The organism is Prochlorococcus sp. G4PB16 (genome assembly GCF_059772465.1).
This window is the reverse complement of sequence record NZ_CM186289.1, coordinates 122,636-145,567: the sequence shown is the minus strand read 5'-3', so window position 1 is coordinate 145,567 and position 22,932 is coordinate 122,636. Positions and strand designations below refer to the sequence as shown.

The 22,932-nt window shown below is 30.9% G+C and carries 31 protein-coding genes and 1 other RNA gene; 16 read left to right on the top strand and 16 right to left on the bottom strand.

The genetic code is table 11. The features are described from left to right. Window positions 1-216: 216 nt before the first annotated feature. The 3 genes from glnA to AC6EIZ_RS00755 all read left to right on the top strand — a co-directional run bounded on the left by glnA (window position 217) and on the right by AC6EIZ_RS00755 (window position 3,149). Complete coding sequence (gene glnA / locus AC6EIZ_RS00765) at window positions 217-1,638, top strand: type I glutamate--ammonia ligase (RefSeq protein WP_498511530.1); 1,422 nt, start codon at window positions 217-219, stop codon at window positions 1,636-1,638. A 141-nt stretch (window positions 1,639-1,779) separates the two neighbouring features. Beyond that, complete coding sequence (locus tag AC6EIZ_RS00760; RefSeq protein ID WP_498511528.1) at window positions 1,780-2,841, top strand: class I SAM-dependent methyltransferase; 1,062 nt, start codon at window positions 1,780-1,782, stop codon at window positions 2,839-2,841. A gap of 50 nt (window positions 2,842-2,891) precedes the next feature. Then, complete coding sequence (locus tag AC6EIZ_RS00755; RefSeq protein WP_498511527.1) at window positions 2,892-3,149, top strand: DUF6439 family protein; 258 nt, start codon at window positions 2,892-2,894, stop codon at window positions 3,147-3,149. A gap of 4 nt (window positions 3,150-3,153) precedes the next feature. Here the strand turns inward: AC6EIZ_RS00755 and AC6EIZ_RS00750 are convergent, their stop codons facing one another. Continuing rightward, window positions 3,154-3,546 (bottom strand): ATP-binding protein, encoded by a 393-nt coding sequence (locus AC6EIZ_RS00750; protein ID WP_498511525.1) that lies wholly within the window; start codon window positions 3,544-3,546, stop codon window positions 3,154-3,156. 126 nt (window positions 3,547-3,672) lie between these two features. Then, window positions 3,673-4,389: a GUN4 domain-containing protein gene (locus AC6EIZ_RS00745; RefSeq protein ID WP_498511523.1), complete on the bottom strand. Its 717-nt coding sequence runs from the start codon at window positions 4,387-4,389 to the stop codon at window positions 3,673-3,675. A gap of 39 nt (window positions 4,390-4,428) precedes the next feature. Here AC6EIZ_RS00745 and mnmH point away from each other — a divergent pair, with 39 nt between their 5' ends. The 3 genes from mnmH to AC6EIZ_RS00730 are packed head-to-tail and all read left to right on the top strand — an operon-like array spanning window position 4,429 to window position 6,950. Beyond that, window positions 4,429-5,481: a tRNA 2-selenouridine(34) synthase MnmH gene (gene mnmH / locus AC6EIZ_RS00740; RefSeq protein WP_498511521.1), complete on the top strand. Its 1,053-nt coding sequence runs from the start codon at window positions 4,429-4,431 to the stop codon at window positions 5,479-5,481. 42 nt (window positions 5,482-5,523) lie between these two features. Next, a complete protein-coding gene (psb28, locus tag AC6EIZ_RS00735) occupies window positions 5,524-5,868 on the top strand; it encodes a photosystem II reaction center protein Psb28 (RefSeq protein WP_498511519.1) in 345 nt (114 codons plus the stop codon). Between the two features lie 5 nt (window positions 5,869-5,873). After that, on the top strand, window positions 5,874-6,950 hold the full coding sequence (locus AC6EIZ_RS00730) for an AI-2E family transporter (RefSeq protein ID WP_498511517.1): 1,077 nt from the start codon (window positions 5,874-5,876) through the stop codon (window positions 6,948-6,950). A gap of 21 nt (window positions 6,951-6,971) precedes the next feature. Here the strand turns inward: AC6EIZ_RS00730 and AC6EIZ_RS00725 are convergent, their stop codons facing one another. After that, complete coding sequence (locus tag AC6EIZ_RS00725) at window positions 6,972-7,184, bottom strand: hypothetical protein (protein ID WP_498511515.1); 213 nt, start codon at window positions 7,182-7,184, stop codon at window positions 6,972-6,974. Between the two features lie 143 nt (window positions 7,185-7,327). Then, window positions 7,328-7,531 (bottom strand): DUF8635 family protein, encoded by a 204-nt coding sequence (locus AC6EIZ_RS00720; protein ID WP_011293667.1) that lies wholly within the window; start codon window positions 7,529-7,531, stop codon window positions 7,328-7,330. A 288-nt stretch (window positions 7,532-7,819) separates the two neighbouring features. Here AC6EIZ_RS00720 and AC6EIZ_RS00715 point away from each other — a divergent pair, with 288 nt between their 5' ends. Continuing rightward, entirely contained in the window at window positions 7,820-8,110 is a 291-nt protein-coding gene (locus tag AC6EIZ_RS00715) for a hypothetical protein (protein WP_498511514.1), read from the top strand. 17 nt (window positions 8,111-8,127) lie between these two features. Here AC6EIZ_RS00715 and AC6EIZ_RS00710 read toward each other — a convergent pair whose 3' ends face one another. Beyond that, window positions 8,128-8,685: a DoxX family protein gene (locus AC6EIZ_RS00710; RefSeq protein WP_498511512.1), complete on the bottom strand. Its 558-nt coding sequence runs from the start codon at window positions 8,683-8,685 to the stop codon at window positions 8,128-8,130. A gap of 465 nt (window positions 8,686-9,150) precedes the next feature. Continuing rightward, window positions 9,151-10,374, bottom strand: a complete 1,224-nt coding sequence (locus AC6EIZ_RS00705; RefSeq protein ID WP_498511510.1) for a BaiN/RdsA family NAD(P)/FAD-dependent oxidoreductase — start codon at window positions 10,372-10,374, stop codon at window positions 9,151-9,153. Window positions 10,375-10,605: 231 nt separating this feature from the next. On the opposite strand from AC6EIZ_RS00705, the gene AC6EIZ_RS00700 reads away from it, so the two are divergent. The 4 genes from AC6EIZ_RS00700 (at window position 10,606) to AC6EIZ_RS00685 (ending at window position 12,090) form a co-directional block, all read left to right on the top strand. Continuing rightward, the gene (locus AC6EIZ_RS00700) at window positions 10,606-10,821 is read left to right on the top strand and encodes a DUF8635 family protein (protein ID WP_498511508.1); all 216 of its coding nucleotides are present in this window, start codon (window positions 10,606-10,608) and stop codon (window positions 10,819-10,821) included. Window positions 10,822-10,979: 158 nt separating this feature from the next. Next, complete coding sequence (locus AC6EIZ_RS00695; protein WP_498511506.1) at window positions 10,980-11,156, top strand: hypothetical protein; 177 nt, start codon at window positions 10,980-10,982, stop codon at window positions 11,154-11,156. Between the two features lie 83 nt (window positions 11,157-11,239). Beyond that, window positions 11,240-11,638, top strand: a complete 399-nt coding sequence (locus tag AC6EIZ_RS00690; RefSeq protein ID WP_498511505.1) for a hypothetical protein — start codon at window positions 11,240-11,242, stop codon at window positions 11,636-11,638. A gap of 185 nt (window positions 11,639-11,823) precedes the next feature. Beyond that, window positions 11,824-12,090, top strand: a complete 267-nt coding sequence (locus AC6EIZ_RS00685; RefSeq protein WP_498511503.1) for a DUF8674 family protein — start codon at window positions 11,824-11,826, stop codon at window positions 12,088-12,090. A 49-nt stretch (window positions 12,091-12,139) separates the two neighbouring features. Here AC6EIZ_RS00685 and AC6EIZ_RS00680 read toward each other — a convergent pair whose 3' ends face one another. The 6 genes from AC6EIZ_RS00680 to AC6EIZ_RS00655 form a co-directional block, all read right to left on the bottom strand. Beyond that, window positions 12,140-12,475, bottom strand: a complete 336-nt coding sequence (locus AC6EIZ_RS00680) for a hypothetical protein (RefSeq protein ID WP_498511501.1) — start codon at window positions 12,473-12,475, stop codon at window positions 12,140-12,142. A gap of 135 nt (window positions 12,476-12,610) precedes the next feature. Beyond that, window positions 12,611-12,814 carry a hypothetical protein gene (locus tag AC6EIZ_RS00675; protein ID WP_498511500.1) on the bottom strand — a complete coding sequence of 68 codons (204 nt, stop codon included), beginning with the start codon at window positions 12,812-12,814 and terminating at the stop codon, window positions 12,611-12,613. Window positions 12,815-13,458: 644 nt separating this feature from the next. Next, window positions 13,459-14,298, bottom strand: a complete 840-nt coding sequence (locus AC6EIZ_RS00670) for a hypothetical protein (RefSeq protein ID WP_498511498.1) — start codon at window positions 14,296-14,298, stop codon at window positions 13,459-13,461. 51 nt (window positions 14,299-14,349) lie between these two features. Next, on the bottom strand, window positions 14,350-14,508 hold the full coding sequence (locus AC6EIZ_RS00665) for a hypothetical protein (protein WP_498511496.1): 159 nt from the start codon (window positions 14,506-14,508) through the stop codon (window positions 14,350-14,352). Window positions 14,509-14,922: 414 nt separating this feature from the next. Continuing rightward, complete coding sequence (locus tag AC6EIZ_RS00660; protein ID WP_498511495.1) at window positions 14,923-15,162, bottom strand: hypothetical protein; 240 nt, start codon at window positions 15,160-15,162, stop codon at window positions 14,923-14,925. 110 nt (window positions 15,163-15,272) lie between these two features. Next, window positions 15,273-15,542, bottom strand: coding sequence for a DUF1651 domain-containing protein (locus tag AC6EIZ_RS00655; RefSeq protein WP_498511493.1), 270 nt, complete (start codon window positions 15,540-15,542; stop codon window positions 15,273-15,275). Between the two features lie 439 nt (window positions 15,543-15,981). Between AC6EIZ_RS00655 and AC6EIZ_RS00650 the strand changes: the two genes are divergently transcribed. The 4 genes from AC6EIZ_RS00650 (at window position 15,982) to AC6EIZ_RS00635 (ending at window position 18,357) form a co-directional block, all read left to right on the top strand. Next, complete coding sequence (locus AC6EIZ_RS00650) at window positions 15,982-16,173, top strand: hypothetical protein (protein ID WP_498511491.1); 192 nt, start codon at window positions 15,982-15,984, stop codon at window positions 16,171-16,173. A 267-nt stretch (window positions 16,174-16,440) separates the two neighbouring features. Beyond that, the gene (locus AC6EIZ_RS00645; RefSeq protein WP_498511489.1) at window positions 16,441-16,842 is read left to right on the top strand and encodes a DUF1824 family protein; all 402 of its coding nucleotides are present in this window, start codon (window positions 16,441-16,443) and stop codon (window positions 16,840-16,842) included. Between the two features lie 228 nt (window positions 16,843-17,070). After that, complete coding sequence (locus AC6EIZ_RS00640) at window positions 17,071-17,523, top strand: hypothetical protein (RefSeq protein ID WP_498511487.1); 453 nt, start codon at window positions 17,071-17,073, stop codon at window positions 17,521-17,523. 657 nt (window positions 17,524-18,180) lie between these two features. After that, window positions 18,181-18,357, top strand: a complete 177-nt coding sequence (locus AC6EIZ_RS00635; protein WP_498511485.1) for a hypothetical protein — start codon at window positions 18,181-18,183, stop codon at window positions 18,355-18,357. A 185-nt stretch (window positions 18,358-18,542) separates the two neighbouring features. Here the strand turns inward: AC6EIZ_RS00635 and AC6EIZ_RS00630 are convergent, their stop codons facing one another. Continuing rightward, the gene (locus tag AC6EIZ_RS00630) at window positions 18,543-18,701 is read right to left on the bottom strand and encodes a hypothetical protein (RefSeq protein ID WP_498511483.1); all 159 of its coding nucleotides are present in this window, start codon (window positions 18,699-18,701) and stop codon (window positions 18,543-18,545) included. A 388-nt stretch (window positions 18,702-19,089) separates the two neighbouring features. After that, complete coding sequence (locus AC6EIZ_RS00625) at window positions 19,090-19,272, bottom strand: DUF8633 family putative protein (protein WP_498511481.1); 183 nt, start codon at window positions 19,270-19,272, stop codon at window positions 19,090-19,092. Window positions 19,273-20,711: 1,439 nt separating this feature from the next. On the opposite strand from AC6EIZ_RS00625, the gene AC6EIZ_RS00620 reads away from it, so the two are divergent. Next, entirely contained in the window at window positions 20,712-21,062 is a 351-nt protein-coding gene (locus tag AC6EIZ_RS00620; protein ID WP_498511479.1) for a hypothetical protein, read from the top strand. Between the two features lie 306 nt (window positions 21,063-21,368). Here the strand turns inward: AC6EIZ_RS00620 and ssrS are convergent. Both ssrS and AC6EIZ_RS00610 read right to left on the bottom strand, forming a co-directional pair. After that, a non-coding RNA gene (gene ssrS, locus AC6EIZ_RS00615) (6S RNA) lies at window positions 21,369-21,551 on the bottom strand. 21 nt (window positions 21,552-21,572) lie between these two features. Further along, window positions 21,573-22,718, bottom strand: coding sequence for a 5-(carboxyamino)imidazole ribonucleotide synthase (locus AC6EIZ_RS00610; protein WP_498511477.1), 1,146 nt, complete (start codon window positions 22,716-22,718; stop codon window positions 21,573-21,575). Between the last annotated feature and the right edge of the window lie 214 nt (window positions 22,719-22,932).

Sequence of the window (22,932 nt, the reverse complement as noted above, 5' to 3'; positions counted from 1 at the left end):
TCTTTTTGTTTATCTACTGAGCCTAAAAGGCAATAGGCAAAGTCGGGGTATTTTTTTTAGGGATTGCAATAGGAATTAGCTAGATTTCCCAAATAAGAGAGAAAATAAAGAAAGAATTCTGTTAAAAGTCTAAAAAAAGTGCTTGTCGATACAAAAATGAATGCAAACGCTCATTACCTTCATAATTAAGTATCTCTGTTGCAAATCAAATTCATCATGAGCAAGACCTCTCAAGATGTTCTTCGTCAAATTAAGGATGAGGGCATTGAGCTAATAGATCTAAAATTCGCTGACCTGCATGGTAAGTGGCAACATTTAACTGTAGCTTCAGATCTGATTGAAGAAAGCTCTTTCACAGAAGGACTTGCTTTTGATGGCTCTTCCATTAGAGGTTGGAAAGCTATAAACGAATCCGATATGGCGATGGTTCCAGATCCATCAACAAGCTGGATAGATCCTTTTTACCATCACAAAACTCTTAGCTTGATTTGTTCAATTCAGGAGCCCAGAAGCGGAGAACCATATGCAAGATGTCCAAGAGCTTTGGCACAAAAAGCATTGGATTATTTAGGAAGCACGAGTGTTGCAGATTCTGCATTCTTTGGTCCTGAACCAGAATTCTTTATTTTTGATGACGTTCGATATAACTCAGGGGAAGGCGGAAGTTTTTACAGCGTAGATACCATAGAAGCTCCTTGGAACACAGGGAGAGTGGAAGAAGGAGGAAACCTTGGGTACAAAATTCAATTAAAAGAAGGTTATTTTCCAGTATCCCCTAATGACACAGCTCAAGATATGAGGTCTGAAATGCTTCTACTGATGGGCGAATTGGGCATACCTATTGAGAAACATCATCATGAAGTAGCGGGTGCTGGTCAACATGAATTAGGGATGAAATTTGCGCCCCTAATCAACGCAGCTGACAATGTGATGATTTACAAATATATAGTTAGAAATGTAGCCAAAAAATATGGAAAGACTGCAACTTTCATGCCCAAGCCAGTCTTTAATGACAATGGAACAGGAATGCATGTTCACCAAAGTTTATGGAAAAGTGGTCAGCCTTTATTTTATGGAGAAGGTACTTATGCCAATTTATCTCAAACGGCAAAATGGTATATCGGGGGGATTCTGAAACATGCTCCTTCATTCCTTGCTTTTACGAATCCAACTACCAACAGTTACAAAAGATTGGTTCCAGGCTTTGAAGCACCAGTTAATTTAGTTTATTCACAAGGCAATAGATCAGCAGCAGTAAGGATTCCTTTGACTGGGCCAAGTCCAAAAGCAAAGAGACTTGAATTTAGATCGGGCGATGCGTTAGCCAATCCTTATATTGCTTTTTCAGCAATGATGATGGCAGGTATTGATGGAATCAAAAATCAAATTGACCCTGGAGATGGTGTTGATGTCGACCTTTTTGAACTTCCATCGGAGGAACTATCAAAAATAGACACAGTTCCATCCTCGTTGAATGATGCATTAGAAGCATTGAAAAGTGACAACAAATATTTAACTGAGGGAGGAGTATTTACTGATGATTTCATAGAAAACTGGATAGATCTTAAATACGAAGAAGTTCAACAGCTAAGACAAAGACCTCATCCACATGAATTCACTATGTACTATGACGCCTAAAATAAATTTTTTGGATTAATTAATTGGAGTTTTAAAAAATAAGGTCTATGCACAATTTGTACATAGACCTTATTTTTTTTTTGTTAATTCGTCACTAATCAATCAAATCTGTTAGATAATAAAGAAATTAATCAATGGTTCATGGCAGCGCCAAGCCTTAAAAAATTTGCATATCACACTCTTCAACAAGGAAAAACGCTTGCTGGCCTAGCTCATAAAGAGTTGAGTACGAAGTTAATGGAATTTTTTGCACCCGAAGCAGCCCCAGGAAAATTCCCAATTGATCAAGATCTATTAACAGAAGTTAGACGGTCAATGGAAAAACTAGAAAAAATTGATTGGCAAGAAGCAGAGGCAGGTGTTTATCCAAAATCTCAACTATTCGAAGCTCCATGGCTGGAATGGGCAAAAAAATATCCGTTAGTTTGGCTTGACATGCCTAAAACATGGGAGAGGCGTAAAAAAAATAAAACCAGAGAAATTCCCAGAAATGTAAATGAGAAAGATTACCCTGATTACTATTTACAGAATTTTCATCACCAAACGGATGGTTATCTAAGTGAGCATTCTGCTGAAATCTATGATCTACAAGTTGAGATTCTTTTTAATGGAACAGCAGATTCAATGCGAAGAAGAGTTTTATCTCCTTTGAAAACAGGTCTAAAAAAATATTTGTCTGAAAACTCAAAGAGAGTAAAAATATTAGATATAGCAACAGGAACTGGAAGAACACTCCAACAAATACAAAGTGCATTACCTGAAGCAGAACTTTATGGTATTGATTTATCTGGTTCATACTTAAAGCAGGCTAGTAAATATCTAAGTTCCAGAAGTGGGGATCTCGTTCAACTAACCAAAGCCAATGCAGAAAATATGCCCTATTCATCATCTAGTTTTCAAGCACTGACTTGTGTTTTTCTACTTCACGAACTTCCTAGAGATGCGCGACAAAATGTTTTAAATGAATGCTTTAGATTGTTAGAACCTGGTGGGACTCTTGTCCTTGCGGACTCCATTCAAATAGAAGATTCTCCAAAATTCACTCCAATAATGGAAAATTTTCATAAGATTTTTCATGAGCCGTATTATAGAGACTATATAATCGATGATATAAATTTAAGATTAGAAACCAGTGGATTTGCAGCCGTAACTAATGAATCTCACTTTATGACTAAAGTATGGAAAGCAAACAAACCAAATTAATTCAAAAAACAAAAAAATATTGAAATTTAGAATAAAACAAATTAAAAATCATGACAAGAAAAAATAGAAAGATTTGGTCAGAAAAAACAATTTTACTAACACAACAGCTTCACAAGGAAATAAGCTTGAACAATCATAACTGGCATGAATTTAGGGGGAACAAACAAAGAAGAAGCGCTGAATTAATTATTTCCGCAATCTCACAATTAATTCATGATGGAGATGAAACAGAAATAGAAGACCTACTTATGCAAGCAATTTTGTGGATAAGAGAAGACTTAAAAGATAAAGGCTGCAATAGTCATTAAAGAATTATTTCTTTATTGATAGCTGAAGTCTATTCCCTTTTCTACTCCATCTAACATCATCAAAACACTTATGAATTAAATATATACCTCTTCCATTATTAGCATCAATTTCAAGAGGTAAAGTGCATAATCTTTTATTTTTAACTATACCTAGTCCTTCGTCCTGAATCTGCCATACAAACCAGTTAGGAGTAAGAATTCGTCTAACACGAATAACTTTATTAGGGTTAGATAAGTTGCCATGCACTACGGCGTTAACAAGTGCCTCATGGAGGCCCAATTCTATTCTTTTTGCGGTTTCACTACAGATTACTGGCTCTAAAAGAGTTTCAATAAATGTTGCTAGTTTTAAAGTAGAGGGATGAATAAAAACAGCCCAATTTTTAGAAATCTCCAAAATTAAAACTTTCTTTGTAAATTAATCTTTTAATCAGACAATTAATCTGGAAATAAAAAACATAAGTTCAACTTAATCCATAAATAGTATCCTTGGAGAGAACATTAAAAATTAATCATTAAATTTCTAGCTTTTAGCTGTTAATGCTTGATGGTTTAGCAAGGCATCCATTAATCGAACTCCTCTAAGCTGGTTAACCAAAGGCATATGACCATTGGGTGCTTCAATTGACCAATTAAAAGCTTTTGGATATCTAGTCCATACTCCATCTTTTTTCCAACCAATTCGAGGCCAAAGTTTGTCATATCTTCCACCTACTGAATCTAATATTTTTGCTTGAACTGAAAATCCAAATTTTCCTCTTGAATAAACAATCCATAGTTTATCCAAAGTTGACAAATCAATAGAGGGTATTGTTTCAACCTCGGAAAAATAAACATAACCTCTATTTACAGCCTTTTCCCCAGCAAGCTCTCTAAGTTTTGAGCTAGTAAAACGATCAGCATCCTCATAACTCTCGTTTAATAAATATCTCTGAAGAGGTGAATAATCAAAACCAACCTCTGATGGGGAATTAAACCAACAAAGGTCATCGCAATCGAGATTATTTTTTATAAACTTATCATCATTTTTGTGAATGAGTTGCAAAATGAAACCAGGGGGCCAATCATAAACATCAGGATCAAATACTGACATTAAAGAAGAGCCAAGGCTAAGAAGCTCCTCAACTCGCTCTTCTAAACCATTTAACAAACTAAATCGTTTCCTTTCTGAAGCCATTCTAAAAGACTCCAAATATTCCTTTAAAGTCTCTTTATTTGGATGTGTTTTTTCTTCAGTCATGATCTACTGCCGGCCTAAATTGACCTGATCACTAATACTATGTCAGAGAAACCTGCCAATTCAGCCTATCCCGTAACGGATTTTCGAAATTCAACGAGCCAAATTGTTGATGTAAGGAGCCCAGATGAATTTTGCAAAGGTCATTGGCCAGGCGCTATTAATATTCCTCTGTTTTCTGATGTTGAAAGAGAGACAATAGGGAAAAGCTATAAAAAAGAAAGTCGCTTAAAAGCAATATTTATTGGTTTAAAAATTACCCTTCCTAAAACTAAAAAACTATTGGAAATAATTCTAAAAACGACCAAAGCAAAAGAGAAAGGAAATAAATCATTGCGAATATATTGCTGGAGGGGAGGCATGAGATCTGCTGCTTTTGCATGGCTTGCACAGACAATTGGAATTAATACTTATTTATTAAAAGGTGGATATAAGTGTTATCGAAAATGGGTCTTAAATCAATTCGAAGCTGACCTACCCATAAGACTTATCGGAGGTAAAACTGGTACAAGAAAAACCGACCTACTAAATCACATAAATAAAGAAAATATATTTGTAATTGATTTAGAGGGAATTGCTAATCATAGAGGAAGCAGTTTTGGTTCATTAGGTATGGAGAAGCAACCCTCAACACAACAATTTGAAAATATTCTTGCCGAATCAATTAATGAGTTTCAACAAAGTAAAGCTAATGAAATATGGATAGAAGCTGAAAGTTCTAATCTAGGAAAATGTCGCATACCAACAAGTTTGTATATAAAAATGAAAAAAGCCCCGATCATAGAAATAATTAAAACTAAAAATGAGCGTGTGAAAAATTTAGTCAATCTATATAGTCAAAATTCTCAAAACGAATTAAAAGATGCTGTAAATAGAATAAGTAAAAGATTAGGACCACAAAGAACAAAAGAGGCATTGAATGCGATAGAAAAAAAAGAATGGTCTCGAGCCTGCGAAGCAATGCTGGATTATTACGATAGATGTTATGACTACGAACTAAAAAAAACAAAAAATATTAATTCTGTTGATCTTAGTGGTCTAAGCCTAGAATTATCTTTAATTAAAATCTTAAATGAGAAGCTCAACCCATTATAGTTTTATATAAGGATATGTCTTTTAATGAAAACTAAGTTAGAGATGACTAAAAGCAATGAGGATGTATCAATTCAATTTATTAAAGGGGAAAGCGAAAAAGAGCAACCTGAAATACGTTTATTTAGAAATATCGATGGCAAAAAAGGTTATGTAGTATATAAATTCCACAGACCTAAATCAATAACAGTACAAAATTACAGATCAATACAGAAAATGTATCTAATTGACCAAGAAGGTGAGCTATCGACAAAAAAAATTGATTTATCTATCTCAGAAAATTATATTAAGGATGTAAAATCTACGTATAATTGGAATTCAGAAAAGGAATTTGAAAGGTTCATGCGTTTTGCATTAAGGTATGCAAATTCTCAAAAAATAAATAAATAATTTAATTGAAACCAACAAACTTGCTATCAATTATAGCTTTAATTATTTCTATATTAATCTTATGGGGTTTAAAAGAAATAATTATACTTTTTTTCGCATCTATAATTATAGCAATGGCTCTTTGCACAATTACTGGTAAAATTCGAGATTTTTTTCATCTTTCCAGATGGATTTCCTTAGGAATAACAATAATATCTATAATATTAATTTCAAGTCTTTCAATAGTTTTAATCATACCACAGTTTACGAGTGAGTTTCAAGAATTAATCAACCAAATACCCTCTGCCGCTAGCAAACTATGGGATCTATCTATAAATACATTTTTTGATTTTGCAGAGCTTATATATAAGGATAGTATTCCCAATTTAGCAGACAGAACAATACTCACAAACAAGCTCAGCATTATTCCAGACAGTGCCACCCTTGCCAGTGGAGTAACAGATAGCATCACAAAATTGATCAGCCTTGCAAGTAATGTTGGAATTGGAATTATTCAATTGTTTTTTATAATTTCTGTTGGCCTAATGATATCTTTACAACCTAATTCATATAGAGAAGTTGCAATATTATTAGTTCCTTCGTTTTATAGAAGGCGAGCACGAACGATTTTATTAAGGTGCGGCAATGCTCTAAGTAATTGGATGTCTGGAGTTGTACTTAGCTCTATATGTGTAGCAATACTCGCTTCTATTGGACTATATTTATTAGGAATAAAATTAGTAATTGCTAATGCTTTGATAGCAGGCATTTTAAACGTCATACCAAACGTAGGTCCAACTATAAGTACTATATTCCCTCTCTCTGTTGCATTACTTGATACCCCATGGAAATCACTTGCTGTACTAGGTTTGTATATAGTAATTCAAAACTTTGAGAGCTACGTAATAACTCCCTCAATAATGCAAAAACAAGTCAAATTGTTGCCAGGATTAACAATCACTGCTCAATTTATATTCACTATTCTTTTTGGGCCACTTGGTTTATTGCTAGCAATTCCAATGGCTGTAGTGATTCAAGTATTCGTTAAAGAAATAATTATTCATGACATATTAGAAAGAAATTACTCTTCTATTAATAATTAAGAAATAGGTAGCTGAAAAAAACTAGTTTTCCCAGGGATCAGTCCAAGAAGAAGAAATATCATCTATAGAGATTTGTGAGATATTTTTTCTTTTTAAATCCATCCATTCACACCACATTGAGTTTAATAGCCAAGCCTGCGATTGACTATGAGGACCATCATCAATCAATTTAATTTGATAAGGTTTTAATTTTTTCCATTTCTTATACTGTGTCTTCCAAGTTTCTTCAATCATTTGCTAAATTAATTGCCTTATATATATATTGTTATTAGTTTTTCACTTCGCAAGTCAAAGTAAATATTGAGAAATAAAAAATTTACAATTAAATTAATTCGTCTTATGCTTTTTAAAATTTTTTCAGACATAAATTAATTACATCAATCGTCAAACTCAGGCTTAGGTTTCTTTTTAACTTTACCTGAAAGTAATTGATGTAAAGCATCTAAAGAATTGTAGACCTCTTTAAGCTCAGATAACTCTGGCAACAAACCATATTGGCCAAGCATTTGATCCAAGTCTCGAAGTTCCTGCCTGATATAACGCAAATGCGAACTAACTTCCTCTCTTTTACTTGTGGACATTATAAAATAGATTGATTGCTGCTAAGCATTAACTTTAACCTAAGATAAGTATATTAAGGATCTTAAGATTCAAAAAATTTATAAACTCACAAGTAATCAGCTAACTATCAAGATAATTAATTTCTTAACTTATCTAAATCTAATAATTAAAAAAAATAGAAGACAGACATTGAGTTGTATAGAATCAAGAGCAAACAACTAAAGAGCCAATCCCAAAAAACCTTTCTGGTTTGTAAAAAAATAAGAAATATCTTGTGCCATATCATAAATTTGGATGAAAATAAATAAATGGATCAACAAAAAAGAAAAGACCTCAACCTGAGGCTAGGAAATTTAATACTCGCAATATTTCTTGCCACTGTTCCAACAGCCATAACATATGGAACGCTTAGTATTCATGGACTCAATATATGTAGGAACCTTAGCAGTAAAGTAACCAACTCTGATCTTATAAAATCTCAGTGCGATCAAGCAGCATGGGACACAACAAAAAGTTATATCATATTAATAGGATTTTTTATTACTTTGCCCACTTGGATGTGGTTCTACTTATCAACGAAAAAAAAAGAGACTAGATAAAAGTAATTTTTAAAATCTTAAGAAGACAAAAAGCTGGAAAAAGGAAAGCCAAATGATCTTTTTTGTTTGTTAGATTTTAAAACTTCTGCTTTATTAGACGATGACAAGCGTTTTTGTGATCTCTGACTAAAAACATCATTTATCAAATCAGGATTAGAATTGAAAATTAGTTTAATGAGATAATCAGCAGAGAACATACCTGGACCTAATAAAATTATTGAAAATGCAGAAGCAAAATAAAGAGCTAATAATTCTAATAAATATATGTTAAAACCTGAAGTAACAATTGCATGATAAATAGCAACGCTCATAGTTCCAAGTATTGCAGACGCCCCTAATCTTGTCCCAAGACCCAGAATTAACAACCAACTTCCACCTATCTCAGAACCAGCAGCGATATAAGAAAGAGTAACAGGGAAAGGCAAATGCAATGGCCTAACAAAAGCTTCAGCGAAGTTATTAATGTCGTTTAGCTTTTCAAAACCATGATGGATTAATAGCGCTCCAGTAAATACTCTTAAAACCAGAAAAGCTAAATCTTTGAATATTGATTTGTAGAAGATCGAATTGAGCAATTTAACTCATAATATTTCCATAGACTTTACTTATCCCATGGCACAAAGCGTGGAAGCAGAAAGGCAGACCTCCCATGATGAGTATTAATACTTACGATGAGAGGTCTGCCTAGATATTTCATGGCAAGGGCTAGGAAGGGATGTAAAGGCATGATTCGATGATTCAGTGTTGAGAAAGAAAACATCAATTCACTCCAAGGTTAATTTGATACATCGTGAAGAAAAAAATAATAAATCACTTTAAATAGTATTAATACTCACAAAGATATTTAAATCAATATGTAAAATAGTCAAACTTATGAAGAAAGCGTGAACACGTCTTTACTTACTGCAACGGCTGCTGTGGGTCTAATAGTAGTTGCGATACCAGCTCTAATTGCGTCACTTGGCTAAAATATTAAATTCAATTTATCCATAATTTTTGCACTATTTTAAGTAACAAAAAATTAATAAAAATCAATTAATTTATGATCTATTTAAAATCATTGAATTTCCAGCGATCCAACCACTTGTCCAACAGTGTTGAAAATTAAAACCACCAGTAATACCATCGATATCTATTACCTCTCCTGCGAAAAACAATCCCTTGCAAATCTTACTTTCCATAGTTTTAAAATTAATTTCCTTAAGTGATATGCCACCAGCGGTTACAAATTCTTCACCAAAAGGGCCACGACTGTTTATTAAAAAACTTTTCATAGTTAAACATTTTACTAAAGACTCTTTATTTTTTTTGGACAAATCAGACCATTTTAATTGAGTATCAATCTTTTCGCTTAAGAGAAGTGCATTCCATAAGCTTCGAGGTAAATGATTAAAAGGTTTATTATTTAATAAAAACTTCTTACCATTCTCTAATTTATATAAATCAATTTCGGAGCGTACCTTTTTTTCACTCATGCAAAGCCAATTTATTCTTAATTCTCCAATATATTTATTAGCATGTAAACTTCTAGCACTGAAAGCAGATAAACGTAATATGACTGGACCACTAAAACCTTTATGTGTTATCAACATAGATCCTGTTTCAGAATATTTTTTTTTATCAACCGTAAGTTTAATTTGAACATCGAGAGATATACCAGAGCATGATTTTAACGAGTTTTCAGAAACAGTAAAAGAGAACAGAGATGGAACAGGTTGAATAATTGAGTGACCAAGACTTTTTGCTAATCTCCGTCCACTTGGGTGGCCACCAGTACAAATCAAAATATTTTTTGCTTCATAGTTAATACTCCCTTTAACTGATACATCAAATCCTTTCTTTGTTAGGCTAACTTGCTTTACATGAGAATTAGTGAAAACCTTTACACCAGATTTTTTAGCAACAGATATTAAACATTTTATTACGTCATCAGAAGAATCTGAACAAGGAAAGACACGTCCATCTTTCTCTACTTTAAGACTAAGACCTTTACTCTGAAACCAATCAAAAGCTTCTGTTGTAGAAAATCTATTAAACAAGCTTATTAGTTGTTTTTCTCCTCTGGGATAATTATCTACTAAGTTAGGGATATCCCAACATGAATTTGTTAAATTACATCTACCACCTCCACTAATTCTAACTTTCTCTAGAACTTTGGATGTGCTTTCTAGAATCACAACAGATCTGAGTCCACTACTAATAGCTGTGATTGCCCCCATAAAACCGGAGGCACCTCCACCAATAATGACAAGATCTAAACTCATCAAATAATAAACTTCTAGTAAATTTTATTTTAGTAAAATAATATATAGTTTATTTATTTATAACTTTTATTTATTAAGCTGAAGATAAATTTTAAAGAATTATAGAAGGATAAGATTTAATTCGAAATAAAGTGAGAAAGATTTTATCTAAAAACAATTGTCTTGATACGCAGTTGAAATATTAATTCAGTTCTTTTTTGTTGTATCTTTCTTGAAAAATAAAAAATAAATATGGCTGGACCAAAAAGAGATGAAGCAAAATCTATTCTATCTTACGTTAGGCAAGAGCTTAGATATATGGACGAAGATCTCAGGAAAGATGGTTTACTACCAGAATTATCATCCCTCAGATCAGTTTATGAACAACTCTCAACTTTACTAGAGCTTTCAGACGGCAGGAGAAAAAAGAAAGATAAACCGGAATTCCCTGAAGACAAAAAAATATAAAATACCTTTAGTAAGGATTAATGTTCAACCTCGGCTGCTATAAAGACTAAACAAAGTAAAATTCATCTAATTTATTTTTAGAAGAGAGAGTCAATAGTCTATTCTGGAATTTAATATAAAAACTTATTTCAAATTAAGTAATACCTTTTTATTACCTAATGCCTAAAAACCTTACAAATTCCAATAGCGAATCTAATCTTCTAAACCCAATAAATCACATTCATTTTTGGGAAAAAGGAGAAATGGCATACTCAGCTCTTAAGAAAATAAATGAACTCAAGACTAATAATGAATTGGAAAAAGCTCAGATAATGTTGGCTGAATGGATTTTTTAAAAGTATAAAGTCAAGAAATAAATAATTTTTTTTGAATTAAAGAAAAAGTAAAGTAAATTAAAATTCGAACTCAATAGGTATATATGCCCTCAACAAGAAAAAGGATTGGCTATCTTCCTTCACTTGAGACTCAAGAGGTGATAACCAGAATTGCAAATAAAGAAAAGCTAAGCCAATCAAAAGTTGTAGGAAAATTAGTTGAAGAAGCATTAATAGCAAGAGGAGAAATAGATCTTAGAAATATAAATAATTTAATTACAGACAAACTTGATAGACCAGTAAATAATATGAGTAATTCATCTATCAAATTCAATGAGGTTGATGAATTAATTTCGGATAAAGGTATAATCTATAATAGAAAAAAGTATATGTATAAAAATAAGGATAATTTATCTGAACCCAAAGAAATATACAATGCGGAATTATTTGAGCAATTTAAACAATTTATTCTATTTCAAAAGAGTACACAAGAAAAATCATAAAAATATTTTTAAATTAATTCTAGTAAAAACTATTTCCTTTTAAAACAAACTACATAGTTAAATTTTCGAAAGAATGCAGAGATCAACAAAAATCGCGCATAAAACACACTAAATGTACTAGAAAGTATTCATATGTTCTTCCAAGGCTAACTCAAGAAATTTTATAAGAAATTTCAAATATAAACATGACATCAACAACAAGTCGTCCAATAGCAAACTCATCTAATCTTCTTGAAGAAGCTTTGAATCAGCCTCTAATCGGAGAAACTGCTAATTTTTCATGGAATGCAACACCATTAGGTATTGCAGCAATTTATAAAGGTATTTCGCCCTCAAAACCACCTTATGAGCAAGCAATCAAAGAAGGTGAGGAATTATCAATGGATTTAAGCCGAGAAGAAAAGGAATTTTATTTAACTCAAAAAGGCCTTGCACTTATTTTCTACTCATAAAAAAGAAAAAATTCCAATTAATTAGAATCAAAAATAATACTATGATTAATCACTTGTCTTCAACAGATGAGTCTATTACCCACTCATCACATATTCCAAGAAGAACCAAGGCCTTATCTTCCCAGTCTGTATCAATCGACCAATCGTAAGGTACATCTAAAGACAATAATATTTCATTTTTAGTCTTGGTGTAAGTTTTACTTTTAGGGAGTTTTTTATTGGAAAAATTGTTATCTAGTAAAAACATATCATCAGAAATAAAGAACTCAACATAACCTAAGCTCTTTATTTCCTCTTCAAATTTCAGTTCTAATCTAATATTAAAACAATGAGCCTCGTCCCAGTCAGAGTAATGTGAAAAATATTCATCCCAAGAGTTTGGCATTTAAACACCGATATATCCCAACTCTACTATGAAGGAGAAATATTCTATTAATTATAATAGAATATATATATTGAATAAAATAAGGGAAAAGAATATTTAGAAGAATATTATCAAACAAAAGTGTCTAACAATTTATTAGTTTGTAAAAGTGAGAAAATTAAAATCATTGAGTACCCAGGTACCTAGGGTGAGAAGCGCAAAACCAGCAACAAACATCATCAATGAGGCCAACTTATACCTGTCAGCCTCAGAAACTCTTCTAAGCAAAAAGGTTTCAGCAGCAAAAGAATTTGATTGAGGAATGCTTTTTGCAGTTGTCTTTTTCCTTGATGAAAACATTTCGTGCTAAAAAAACCAATATCAAGCTAGTGGAAATTCATATCGATCGCGAAGAGTCAAAAACATTGAGAAAACTCATATAGGGAAAAACAAGTGTGACACTTAACAGACATAGAATATAGCCAATCGGAGCTTAAGCCTCACTCCAAGCAAAGCATGCAGATACTAAAACTGAGCATTGATACTATAAAAATTCAAACACTGTCTCGAAAAAAGACATTAATCGATCGCCAAACGAGAAAGGTGTCGAAGACACGCCAAAAGGAACCAGAGCAGAAACTTCACAGAAGTTCATAATTGCTTTACAATAGTTAACAACTTCGGTCGTATGACTCCCGGTGCGCAGATAGCTCAATTGTCAGCTATCCAGAAAGTCGTTTGTAAATTCGATCCGATCCCAAACAAAGCACCCTTATAAGCTCAATAAAATGGAAATGAATCCTTTTAAACCTTTAGTTCAAATTTTTGAAGTTATCTATTATAGAAAATTTTCATTTATGACTTCAATAAACAAAGTTCATTTAAAACTTAGCTTAGCCAAAGCTAATTCATGAACTATAGAATTTCAGATCAGTACAAATTCAAATCATAATTATATACCTAACTATTCAGAGCAGATAAAAAAATTTATCGATTTTGGTTCATTAAAAAAACTTTTTTAATTCTTTTAAATAATCCTCAGTCGAAGAGTTAGTTTCAATTAATGGAAAAATATTATATTGTTTATATATTATTAATAATTTTTTTATATATTCATTAGCCTTTTCAACTGAACCTAGAAATTCCTTAGAACAATAAACTCCTTTCCATGGCCTAAATTTAAATCTAGCTAAAAACTGCTTAGACGGAATTAAAACACTACCATATAACTTTATGTTTGATGTTTTAGATTTGTGTTTTATTGAGGTGAGTATTATGCTTTTTAATATGTCTATTCTACTTTCAAAAAGATTATAATCAGTACCAAATTGAATCCAAATAGATTTTACTAAACCAGATTGAAGTTTCTTTTCTAACCTTATAATCTCCTCTTCAAATAAAAAACTAGGAAGATAAGGATTAAATGCTACACCAATAAAAATATCATTATTATAAAAAAAGGGATTTTCCCTAAGCAAAGATAAGGATGAAACGGAATCTAATGTTGATCTTTTTTGAGAACCTGAAACAAGTAGAAGTTCCCTACAGCCTAGATTATTAACATATTTAAGGAATTTAATAAAAGAATTCTGAGTATTATTCTTATTTCTCATGAATTCATAGTAAATACTAAAATGTGGGATAATCTCTAAATCTGGAAACTCTTCTCTTGAAATTTTAATGGAATCTAATAAAAAATCTTTTTTTATACTATTTTTACAAGGAAAATTAATTTTATAAATTTCATTTCGCTGATAAAAACCTAGTATCAAACGTAATTCTTCAAATGATTTAAAAGATATTTCTACCCTTAAATCATTCAAGTCAAATAAAATATCCTTCATTTATATATATAAAAGATAAATTCAATATAAATAAAATATTTAGAAAATAGATTAAATTAAATTTAATTTTTTACCATTTATAAATAGCTTTATGTCGCTTGAGATCTTATCCAAAGAACGATAGTAGTAATCATTCCATGAATCAGAAGGGATACCCAGAAAAATCATTGATTTAAGATGATATTCATCAGCATCACTTTGGGAAATCATCTCTAAATAAAAATCAGGCTTACCTAAAGCAATCTCGACTCCGAGCTCAATAATTATACCTTCATCAGGATTAGCACCTTAAACTATTGCAAATAAGCCATCGGATACCCTCCAGTCTTTTAGGTTTGAAAAAGCAATTTGATTAGCCTAAGCCGAGATAGGAGTGTCGATAATTCCATTGCGTGCAAGAGGTTCAAAACCCTCGCCCCTAAAAACTCAAGTTTATTAATAAATTCAGTAAAAGTTCATCTCGAATGTTCAGAGAAACCATATGGGGAAGAAAGATAAAGGAGCTTATTTGACAACGTATTTAATCGTCAGATTAATCATAAATAAATAATATTAATAGCTAAGACATTAATTACTATACAAATAATAAAGGCACAATTTTCTTACTATGATTTGTATCATTGTTTAATTGAATTTACCTTGACTATTATCAGAAAAACGCTTGTTAGCGTCTTTTACTAATAAAAGGGACAAGTCCTTTACATTAAAAATAAATTCTTTTTGATTCAAATACATTTTTGTTATAATTTCCTTAATCTCTAAATTAAAAGCTGTATTAGACAGCAAAATAATTGAAGTCCATCCAGTTATAACAGCAGAGAAGATAAGTAATAACTTAGTAAGTTTTTGTATCGTATTCAGCAATTTATTAAATCTTAAATAATTAATACGATTTTAACCCATAAAAAAAAAAGTACATTAAAACTAAAAACATATGACAATGCTCTTGAAACTCCATATCAAAATAAAAACCTTCAAGCAATTTTAAACTTTTCAGCATCAAACTCAACCCAGCCCGATGCAATCAATTGTCTCCAAGTGTTAATTAATTCTTCTTCAGTGACCTTTCTTCTACTTTTAAATTCCATTGGTTTACCGCTTGGAACAAATCCCCACATATCAATAGTGAAAAGATTATTGCTCTGGTCATTAGATACCTGTTTAAAGTCAAAATGAATAACCCATTTATTATGAGGATCTATAAGCCAACCAATAGGGCTAACTAATTTTTCTACGTTTGCCATCAAAAAATAAAGTCTTAATTTTGTTTTTAAGTAAGAAACAGTGCTTCGTCAAGTCACAAATCTAAAGTGAAGTTAAAGAAATCAAAATATCAAACAAAAAATAAACAGCCCAAAAGCGAAATACCTAATTAGAAAAAATTCAAACCTCCTAGGAATATTATAATCTTAAATAAGATTTATTATAAGTTAAAAAACAATACTAATATAATATTCTACTCTTAAAATCAAGTTGATTGGGGTTCTAGAAAAGAAATGAATAATTAGATCAAATATTTTCAGACAGATAAAAAAGTGAATTTATTGTCTATAATTCCTATAATGAGAATTAAACCTCTATTAGCTTTTATAAGCGAAAGAGTAATTATTTAAAAAAGTTGAAAGAAAATTAATCATTTAGAATCAATAGATATAATAAAACTTATACCTATAACCAAATAAGATGTCGTCTGAAGCTGGCAGTACTCAATGCAGAAAGTTGATAGAAGCAAAAGAAAGCCTTATAAAAGCAATGAATTCTCTTGGAGCAATTGAGAATACAGGCCATATCGATAAAACATTGCGTGAAGTCTATAACGAATTGGAACAACTACATGAATCAAGGAGGATAAAAGAATCGAATAATCTTAATTAAGTATTAACTCAATCAAGATATAAGATTAATAAACTCATTCTAAAATATAAATTATATCTAAAATTGATTAAAATTATATAATCTATATATTATTATTTGCAAAATATTTATGTACAAAAATGATTTCAATTATTTATATGATTTTAAAATATTTGAACATTAAAATTAGTGAATAATCTATTAAAAAAAAATAGTTGAAAATATTTCATATCAATAACGACTACAAATACGACTTAAGCTGATATTATAAATAAAATTATTGTTTATATGTCTATAAAAGATTCTGATATATCTAAATTAAAAGATCTTGATAAATTTAGATCTGCCCCCAAGCTAAATGAAAAACAGTCAAAGTTTCTTTTCAATGAACTTAAAGATATTATTAATAATTCAGATTGGATAACGATAGGAGTCATGTCTCCTTCATTAACAAAAGGAATCAATGTGGTTAGAAAAATAGAAGAAAAGTTTGAATACAACAAGATGAGATGTATTACGTTACCAAGTTCAGATGGTCCAATATTCCTAAAAGCAAATCAGAAAACTGGAGAAATACACGCAAGGATTGAATACGGTTTAGGTGAAGGTATATTAATCAGTTGTCAAAATTATAATAATTCATTGAATTCGAAAACTATTGGGCCATTTCCATTAGATTTCTTTGATTGAATGTAATATGTTACACCTCGTAATAACATATCAATATTTCCAAAAAATAAATCAAGTCAAAAAAAAAAAAAGAAAGTTATCAAAAGAAATGCTATCCTAGTATTGGTAAAATAAACCAAAGTTTGAATACCTTAATAAAATTGAATTTAGTAATGAATAGAATGAATCAAATTTTTTACTACTGTAAATCGAATAAAGAGGATTTAATACATGACCCATTTTATATAAATGGATAAAGAAAGAGCCAAATTTTATCAATCAGGGGATGGCTCATATTTTTACACAGCCGATGATGCCTCCAAGTGGGATCTTCTAGATAGGATTGGTCAACTCAATTTGCTTCATGTATTAAAAAAAGAATGGGAGCCAGAAGAATCCAGTCAAAGTAAATTAAGAAAAGTCCTTCAAGAAATAAATATTGATGAGTTTGAGGATTTCATGGCGGATATACTTGGAATATGCGAATCATTCGAGGAGATGGTTTATGAATTTGAAGGTAACATAAATTTAAGCCCGGAATACTTAGAGAGGGTTTACCCAGAAGAGAAGGAAAGTCTTGAAAAGTTGAAAAATCAGATCAAAGAACACAAAGAATGGAAGGAAAAACATCAAGCCTCATATTCTTTTCTAACTAGAAGGCTCTTAGAAACAAATGAAAAAGATAATAATGAAAATAAATAATAAAAAATTAAACATATCAAAATTTAGTTTTTTTATTGTTCCATTTCTAAGTAGATAATAAGACTTTCTTTTATCTATTAAATTTTATCAGATCTAATTTATTCACTAATATTTTGAGGAAATACAGAAGAAAATTATAGCTTTTATACTTCTGATCTATTTTACTAAAGATATTTAATACTGAATTCTACTTGATATATACATTTACGGTTAGCGATTAAATGCGATGAGATTACTTCGTCAGGTTATAAATGAAAAGATTAATTAGTAATGAATAAAGGTATAAAGAAGAAGAAACTAAAAATATAGCAAATGATCTAGTCTTCATACATTCCTGAAAATTCGGAGAATTGATACTCTTTAAGTCCAACAAAATAAATCGCTTAAGGTGCAAAATTGAATCAAAGAGCATCAATAAATTGATCGAACATCATATTAAAGTGATTTTACCTACACAACTTACAAAAAAATCCATTATAATCTTAACAAATGTTTACATACAAGCCTTACTTCTCTTTTGCCGTCTTCTATTAGTTTTGGTCAAAGATCACTAAAACTCATGGCTCCACTGATTTCTTGGCAAATTCAACTCAAATCGAATTTGCTCAACTAAAGACTTCATTCCAAATCTAAAAGTCTTAAATTCACAAAAAACAAATGACTTCTACTAATCCAAAAGCAACAAACCTTATCAATAGAGATGATGTAAATGAAATGATAGAGAATGCAATTAGAAGGCACAATAGGAGGTCTACAATAATATCGGCAATACTTGGATGGATACTTATTGGGGGATATTCATTTGGTTTATTTCATGTAGTTCAGAACATTTGACGGTTCTACGAATTTATAATTAATTAATTAATTAATTATAAAAATAATTGTTAATATAATATGCTATGTGTTCTTAGAAAATAAGAAATAAAAATAGCTAACTAATTAGTCTGCTCACGTTCATTAATTATTTAATTAATAATAGGTACGAGCTTTTAAGTAAATATTATGAGATTGAATATTATCTAACTAATACGACTCCATTTGTCTTGATATGGAAGTTGATAGTCCTCTTTATTCATTGGGATCCAACTCCAATCCAAACAAATAGAAAGTTGATAACCAATTACATAGAGTGCAAGTATCGCATTGAATAGGTTTATATGATTGATTGGTGTATTCATGATTTATTTATTACTAGTCTTATTTTAGCTAATTTAGAACTTAATTAGAACTACCAATCAAAAAAGTGGCCATTGAAGTACGATTTAATTCTTATAAATAAGAATTAATTTATAATATTCAATAACGAAAATAGACCTTTTTAAAGAAATTAATATTACTTATTAATCGAAATTGGCACTGTAGGATGATCATAAGGATCATCATTCAAAATAGGTGCACACACCTGGCGACAAGACTTTCCCTGCTCATCTTCAATACAAACCTCTAAACATTCAAAATATCTGTCTTGTGCTGTTTTCATATTGTTAAGTTTAATAGTTTTTAAATATACTATTAATTAATTACTTTTTCTTTAATAATTAACAAAACTTTTTTAGGTAAATTCACTTATTTTCGATCTTTTAAATGAAAAAGTATTTCTGAAGATTTTTTATTTGCATCGCAAGCTAAGGCACATTGTGTTAATTCATTATGCGCTAGAAGTTGAAGAATCCTGGCCATATCAATTGAAGATAATTCCCCATCAGAACTCCATTTCAGTGTAGTTTTTCTTTGAATGGGTTTGTTCATGTCCCTCCAATAAAACTAAGCTACAGTTAGCATAGCTTTTCTCAAATAAAAAATTTTTTATATTGTTTTTATTTTTCTTTGTTAGCATAGGTATAAATGACTTCTAATAGCTTATTACCATAATTGATGTCTATGCTATTAATCTTATCTCAAGGGATTAAAAATCGAAAAATATAAATTAGTGAACTAAATTACAATAAAGTAATTGTAATTTAATATTGAAATGATTCGAAAATAGAGAATATATGAAAATTCAATTAATTAAACTAATTTTTCGTTTGACTTTTTTGTGATTTTGACTTTAAATCTTTAATAAAAAATTTGGCAAATTGCTGAGTTTTATGTTTTTGCATTGGTGGATGAATGTTTTGAATTATTTGGAACTACTTAAATAATCTCTATCATTTAAGTTAGCTCCTATAAGATAGCGAAAATTAACGAATACCGCGTGTGAAAACCGAACAATCATTCAATTAGAATTAATTGTGTTTTCAACTGTAATTTTATAAATTCAAATAGAAGTAAATCACTTAACAAATAAAATCTTTTCTTCCCAAAAAATTATAAGTAGAATAAGAAAAATACTATATACTTAAATTCTTTTTTTATTCTAGTTAATTGATCTAGTCCAGTTTTTTGTACTCTTGGATTTTTTCTCACCTTTCAATATAAAAAGCATTAACAGTGGTGCTATTCCCATTAGTGGAACGATAAGGTTCATAGCATAGTTATGGGTCTCTTCCATTTCAAAAAAAATTTATAATTTCTATTTTAATTAATTTTATTTTTGATGTTAATGCGTAAAAATTCTTATTCATACTCTAAAAGCTGTTTTGCTTTAAAGATTATTTTACAGGTTTGAATAAAACAAAACTATTCAATCATTTTATATTTACCTTAGATAGGATAGGAGAAAAGATTATCAAAAAACAAAAATGAGAAATAGTTTTTTCAACTTAGACTACTTTTCTCCTACAGGTTTAATTGGATTCTGGGTGCTTTTCATAGGACTAATTTTCACAGGGACAATGTTCTATTTTGTATTTTTTAGACTTAACAATGAGGATTCCTATAAAGATAAAAAACAAAAAAAAATAGAAAAAGAAAATCAAAAGCAGAGAATATCTAGACTATATCCCAAAGGAAAGCTTTATTAATGTAAACAAGTTACATAAAAAATATATAAGCAATTGCTAGAAGCCAATTCACCTAATTAATTAGGATGTTTTCACCTCATAAATTGGCCCGAAAATCAATCTTGTTTAAAAGAGCGAAAGATGAGAGAACGACTAGAAAGTGGCTTTTCAAGTATAAGGATCATTTTTTCTATTACATCTCGTTTTACTTCATAAGGTTTTTATTTTTTGGGCTAATAAAAAGAGATAATAGAAAAATAAGAAAATGGCTTCTATTCAAAGAAACCTGTTTTAATTCAACCTATGGCTTCGAATCAAGCAAACACTGGTATTAGTCTTAATGAAAAGTACCCTTTTTCATCCTCTGGGAAGCAGGTTCCAGCAGCTTTATCAATGATGGTTGACTCTATGGCGAGCATGGTAGAAAGAGCAAAGATCGATTTAGAGAATGTTGATCAACGAGCTAGAGCCGACCTTGAGAACATCGATCAAAGAGCAAGAAAAGATGTTGCATTTCTTGACCAGAGAGCAAGAGAAGATATTCAAAAGGTTGACCAAAAAGCAAGAAGAGATCTAGCAATTCTTGATCAAAGAGCAAGAGAAGATCATGAGCTACTTCGAAAAGTCCGCAAAGCTAAAAGATTAACCTCTTAATTTTAATCGTTTATAAAGACCACAAATCAATGCCTAGCACAAAATTATATTGGAATAAGATATATAAAAGATTAAAAACTAATCTATCAAAAATTTTATCAAGTTAGAATTAAGAACCACTTACCTCATTTGGGATAAGAATAATAAACCTAAACTAATCAAAGAATTAAGAATTAGATTTTTCAATGATCTACCAAATATTCCTAGCTTTACTGGTAGGAATATTTGGTAGATCATTTTGGTAAAACAGCCTTAGGTCAAGGGTTTTTATTAATTTATCAGGGCAATCATAGGAAGACTTAAATGGTTAGTACCACTTTGCCGTAAGGCCCAAGAAGCATCGACCTGGTAGAACCAGAGGGGGATTCAAAGTGAAGCTTCGTTTCCAGAACAAAGCTGGTATACGTTACTTTCACGACAGTTTCCCCATATCGAAAGAGAGTCAGATCAGAGCACTTGAGAAGGCCAATACCAACAAAGTAGTACTTCAACAATCTAATCAAAATAGCATCAAGAGGTAGGCCAAATTGAACGTATAGTTTTTAAAACACCTAATGCTTCTTTCTTTCTAGACGAAGTATCTTTATTTTTCAAAAGAAAAGTAACGTGACCAAGCTTCCTTCCCTTTTTTTCTTCTTCTTTTTCATACCAATGAACTTTTAAGCCAGGAATACCCCTTAAATTATTTAACCTCTGAGTAAGTGAAATTGGATAGTTGCTTTCTAAGCCAAGCAAATTTGCCATTAAAGCACCATCAACAAGCATTTCAGGCATAGGGACATCAATACCAGATGTGATACATATTTGTTGATCAAACTGACTGCTACTACATGCATCTATAGAGAAATGACCTGAGTTATGAGTTCTTGGAGCTATTTCATTTACAAGTAATCCTTGAGATCCATAGAAAAATTCAATAGCAATAACTCCCACATAGTCCAACTCGGCAAGCAAGGAAGATACGATATTTTTTATCATAAGAATAACATCATGATTGATGTCAGCAGGAGCAAGGACCCAGTCACATACTTGTTTAGATTGGTAAGTCTCTACAATAGGCAGGCTGCGAACTATACCTTTTGAATCCCGACTTGAAACAATAGATAATTCTTTTTCAAAAGAAACCCATTTCTCTAGCATCCATTGTTCATCTTTCTCAACTGCAAGAAATTCTTTCAGTTGTTTTAAATTTTTAATAATTTTTGTCCCTTTGCCGTCATATCCGCCTGTGGCTGCTTTTGCCATTAATGGGAATCCCCAATCAATAGGAAGATCAATCTCTGATGATTTTTCTAAAGGGATAGGCAACCAGTCAGGGCAGGGAACATTAAGACTATTTAATAATTCTCTTTGAGTTATTTTATTAATTAAAGGTCTTATAGATTGAAGTGTTGGGACAAACGAAACTCCATTATTTTGTAGCGAAAGTAAACTTGGTATATCTATCCACTCATTCTCAAATGTAATCAAGCGGGACTTTTCAGCAAGAAGTTTTGTACCCCCTGCATTTGTAGGATCATGCAAAATCACCTGCTTAGTTTTTTTCGCAGCAGGATCAGTTTTGGCTGTAGTCTGAACAACTACATCAACATCCCTTTTTTTTCCAGCTTCAACAAGAAGCATTGCAAGCTGACCTCCACCCACAACCCCAATCATTAGTTCAAGTCCTCATTTTTAGAGCTTTGCGCACTAGAAGGAAACAGCATAAACTTTGTAAATCGAAAAAATTATTGTATAAACTGTGTTTTTAATAATACATCTTTCATTCACAACCTAAAGAATATTCCACTTTGTGATTATTTTGATCCCGTTATAGATACGAATCGTATGCGAACACATATCATTGGTTTATTAAATGTGTTAGTCAAAC

Coding starts and splice junctions, on each gene's coding strand:
- glnA (WP_498511530.1), top strand. CDS start 217: ATGAGCAAGACCTCTCAAGATGTTCTTCGTCAAATTAAGGATGAGGGC.
- AC6EIZ_RS00760 (WP_498511528.1), top strand. CDS start 1,780: ATGGCAGCGCCAAGCCTTAAAAAATTTGCATATCACACTCTTCAACAA.
- AC6EIZ_RS00755 (WP_498511527.1), top strand. CDS start 2,892: ATGACAAGAAAAAATAGAAAGATTTGGTCAGAAAAAACAATTTTACTA.
- AC6EIZ_RS00745 (WP_498511523.1), bottom strand. CDS start 4,389: ATGACTGAAGAAAAAACACATCCAAATAAAGAGACTTTAAAGGAATAT.
- mnmH (WP_498511521.1), top strand. CDS start 4,429: ATGTCAGAGAAACCTGCCAATTCAGCCTATCCCGTAACGGATTTTCGA.
- psb28 (WP_498511519.1), top strand. CDS start 5,524: ATGACTAAAAGCAATGAGGATGTATCAATTCAATTTATTAAAGGGGAA.
- AC6EIZ_RS00725 (WP_498511515.1), bottom strand. CDS start 7,184: ATGATTGAAGAAACTTGGAAGACACAGTATAAGAAATGGAAAAAATTA.
- AC6EIZ_RS00720 (WP_011293667.1), bottom strand. CDS start 7,531: ATGTCCACAAGTAAAAGAGAGGAAGTTAGTTCGCATTTGCGTTATATC.
- AC6EIZ_RS00715 (WP_498511514.1), top strand. CDS start 7,820: ATGGATCAACAAAAAAGAAAAGACCTCAACCTGAGGCTAGGAAATTTA.
- AC6EIZ_RS00705 (WP_498511510.1), bottom strand. CDS start 10,374: ATGAGTTTAGATCTTGTCATTATTGGTGGAGGTGCCTCCGGTTTTATG.
- AC6EIZ_RS00700 (WP_498511508.1), top strand. CDS start 10,606: ATGGCTGGACCAAAAAGAGATGAAGCAAAATCTATTCTATCTTACGTT.
- AC6EIZ_RS00695 (WP_498511506.1), top strand. CDS start 10,980: ATGCCTAAAAACCTTACAAATTCCAATAGCGAATCTAATCTTCTAAAC.
- AC6EIZ_RS00690 (WP_498511505.1), top strand. CDS start 11,240: ATGCCCTCAACAAGAAAAAGGATTGGCTATCTTCCTTCACTTGAGACT.
- AC6EIZ_RS00685 (WP_498511503.1), top strand. CDS start 11,824: ATGACATCAACAACAAGTCGTCCAATAGCAAACTCATCTAATCTTCTT.
- AC6EIZ_RS00680 (WP_498511501.1), bottom strand. CDS start 12,475: ATGCCAAACTCTTGGGATGAATATTTTTCACATTACTCTGACTGGGAC.
- AC6EIZ_RS00675 (WP_498511500.1), bottom strand. CDS start 12,814: ATGTTTTCATCAAGGAAAAAGACAACTGCAAAAAGCATTCCTCAATCA.
- AC6EIZ_RS00670 (WP_498511498.1), bottom strand. CDS start 14,298: ATGAAGGATATTTTATTTGACTTGAATGATTTAAGGGTAGAAATATCT.
- AC6EIZ_RS00665 (WP_498511496.1), bottom strand. CDS start 14,508: ATGATTTCCCAAAGTGATGCTGATGAATATCATCTTAAATCAATGATT.
- AC6EIZ_RS00655 (WP_498511493.1), bottom strand. CDS start 15,542: ATGGCAAACGTAGAAAAATTAGTTAGCCCTATTGGTTGGCTTATAGAT.
- AC6EIZ_RS00650 (WP_498511491.1), top strand. CDS start 15,982: ATGTCGTCTGAAGCTGGCAGTACTCAATGCAGAAAGTTGATAGAAGCA.
- AC6EIZ_RS00645 (WP_498511489.1), top strand. CDS start 16,441: ATGTCTATAAAAGATTCTGATATATCTAAATTAAAAGATCTTGATAAA.
- AC6EIZ_RS00640 (WP_498511487.1), top strand. CDS start 17,071: ATGGATAAAGAAAGAGCCAAATTTTATCAATCAGGGGATGGCTCATAT.
- AC6EIZ_RS00635 (WP_498511485.1), top strand. CDS start 18,181: ATGACTTCTACTAATCCAAAAGCAACAAACCTTATCAATAGAGATGAT.
- AC6EIZ_RS00630 (WP_498511483.1), bottom strand. CDS start 18,701: ATGAATACACCAATCAATCATATAAACCTATTCAATGCGATACTTGCA.
- AC6EIZ_RS00625 (WP_498511481.1), bottom strand. CDS start 19,272: ATGAACAAACCCATTCAAAGAAAAACTACACTGAAATGGAGTTCTGAT.
- AC6EIZ_RS00620 (WP_498511479.1), top strand. CDS start 20,712: ATGGCTTCGAATCAAGCAAACACTGGTATTAGTCTTAATGAAAAGTAC.
- AC6EIZ_RS00610 (WP_498511477.1), bottom strand. CDS start 22,718: ATGATTGGGGTTGTGGGTGGAGGTCAGCTTGCAATGCTTCTTGTTGAA.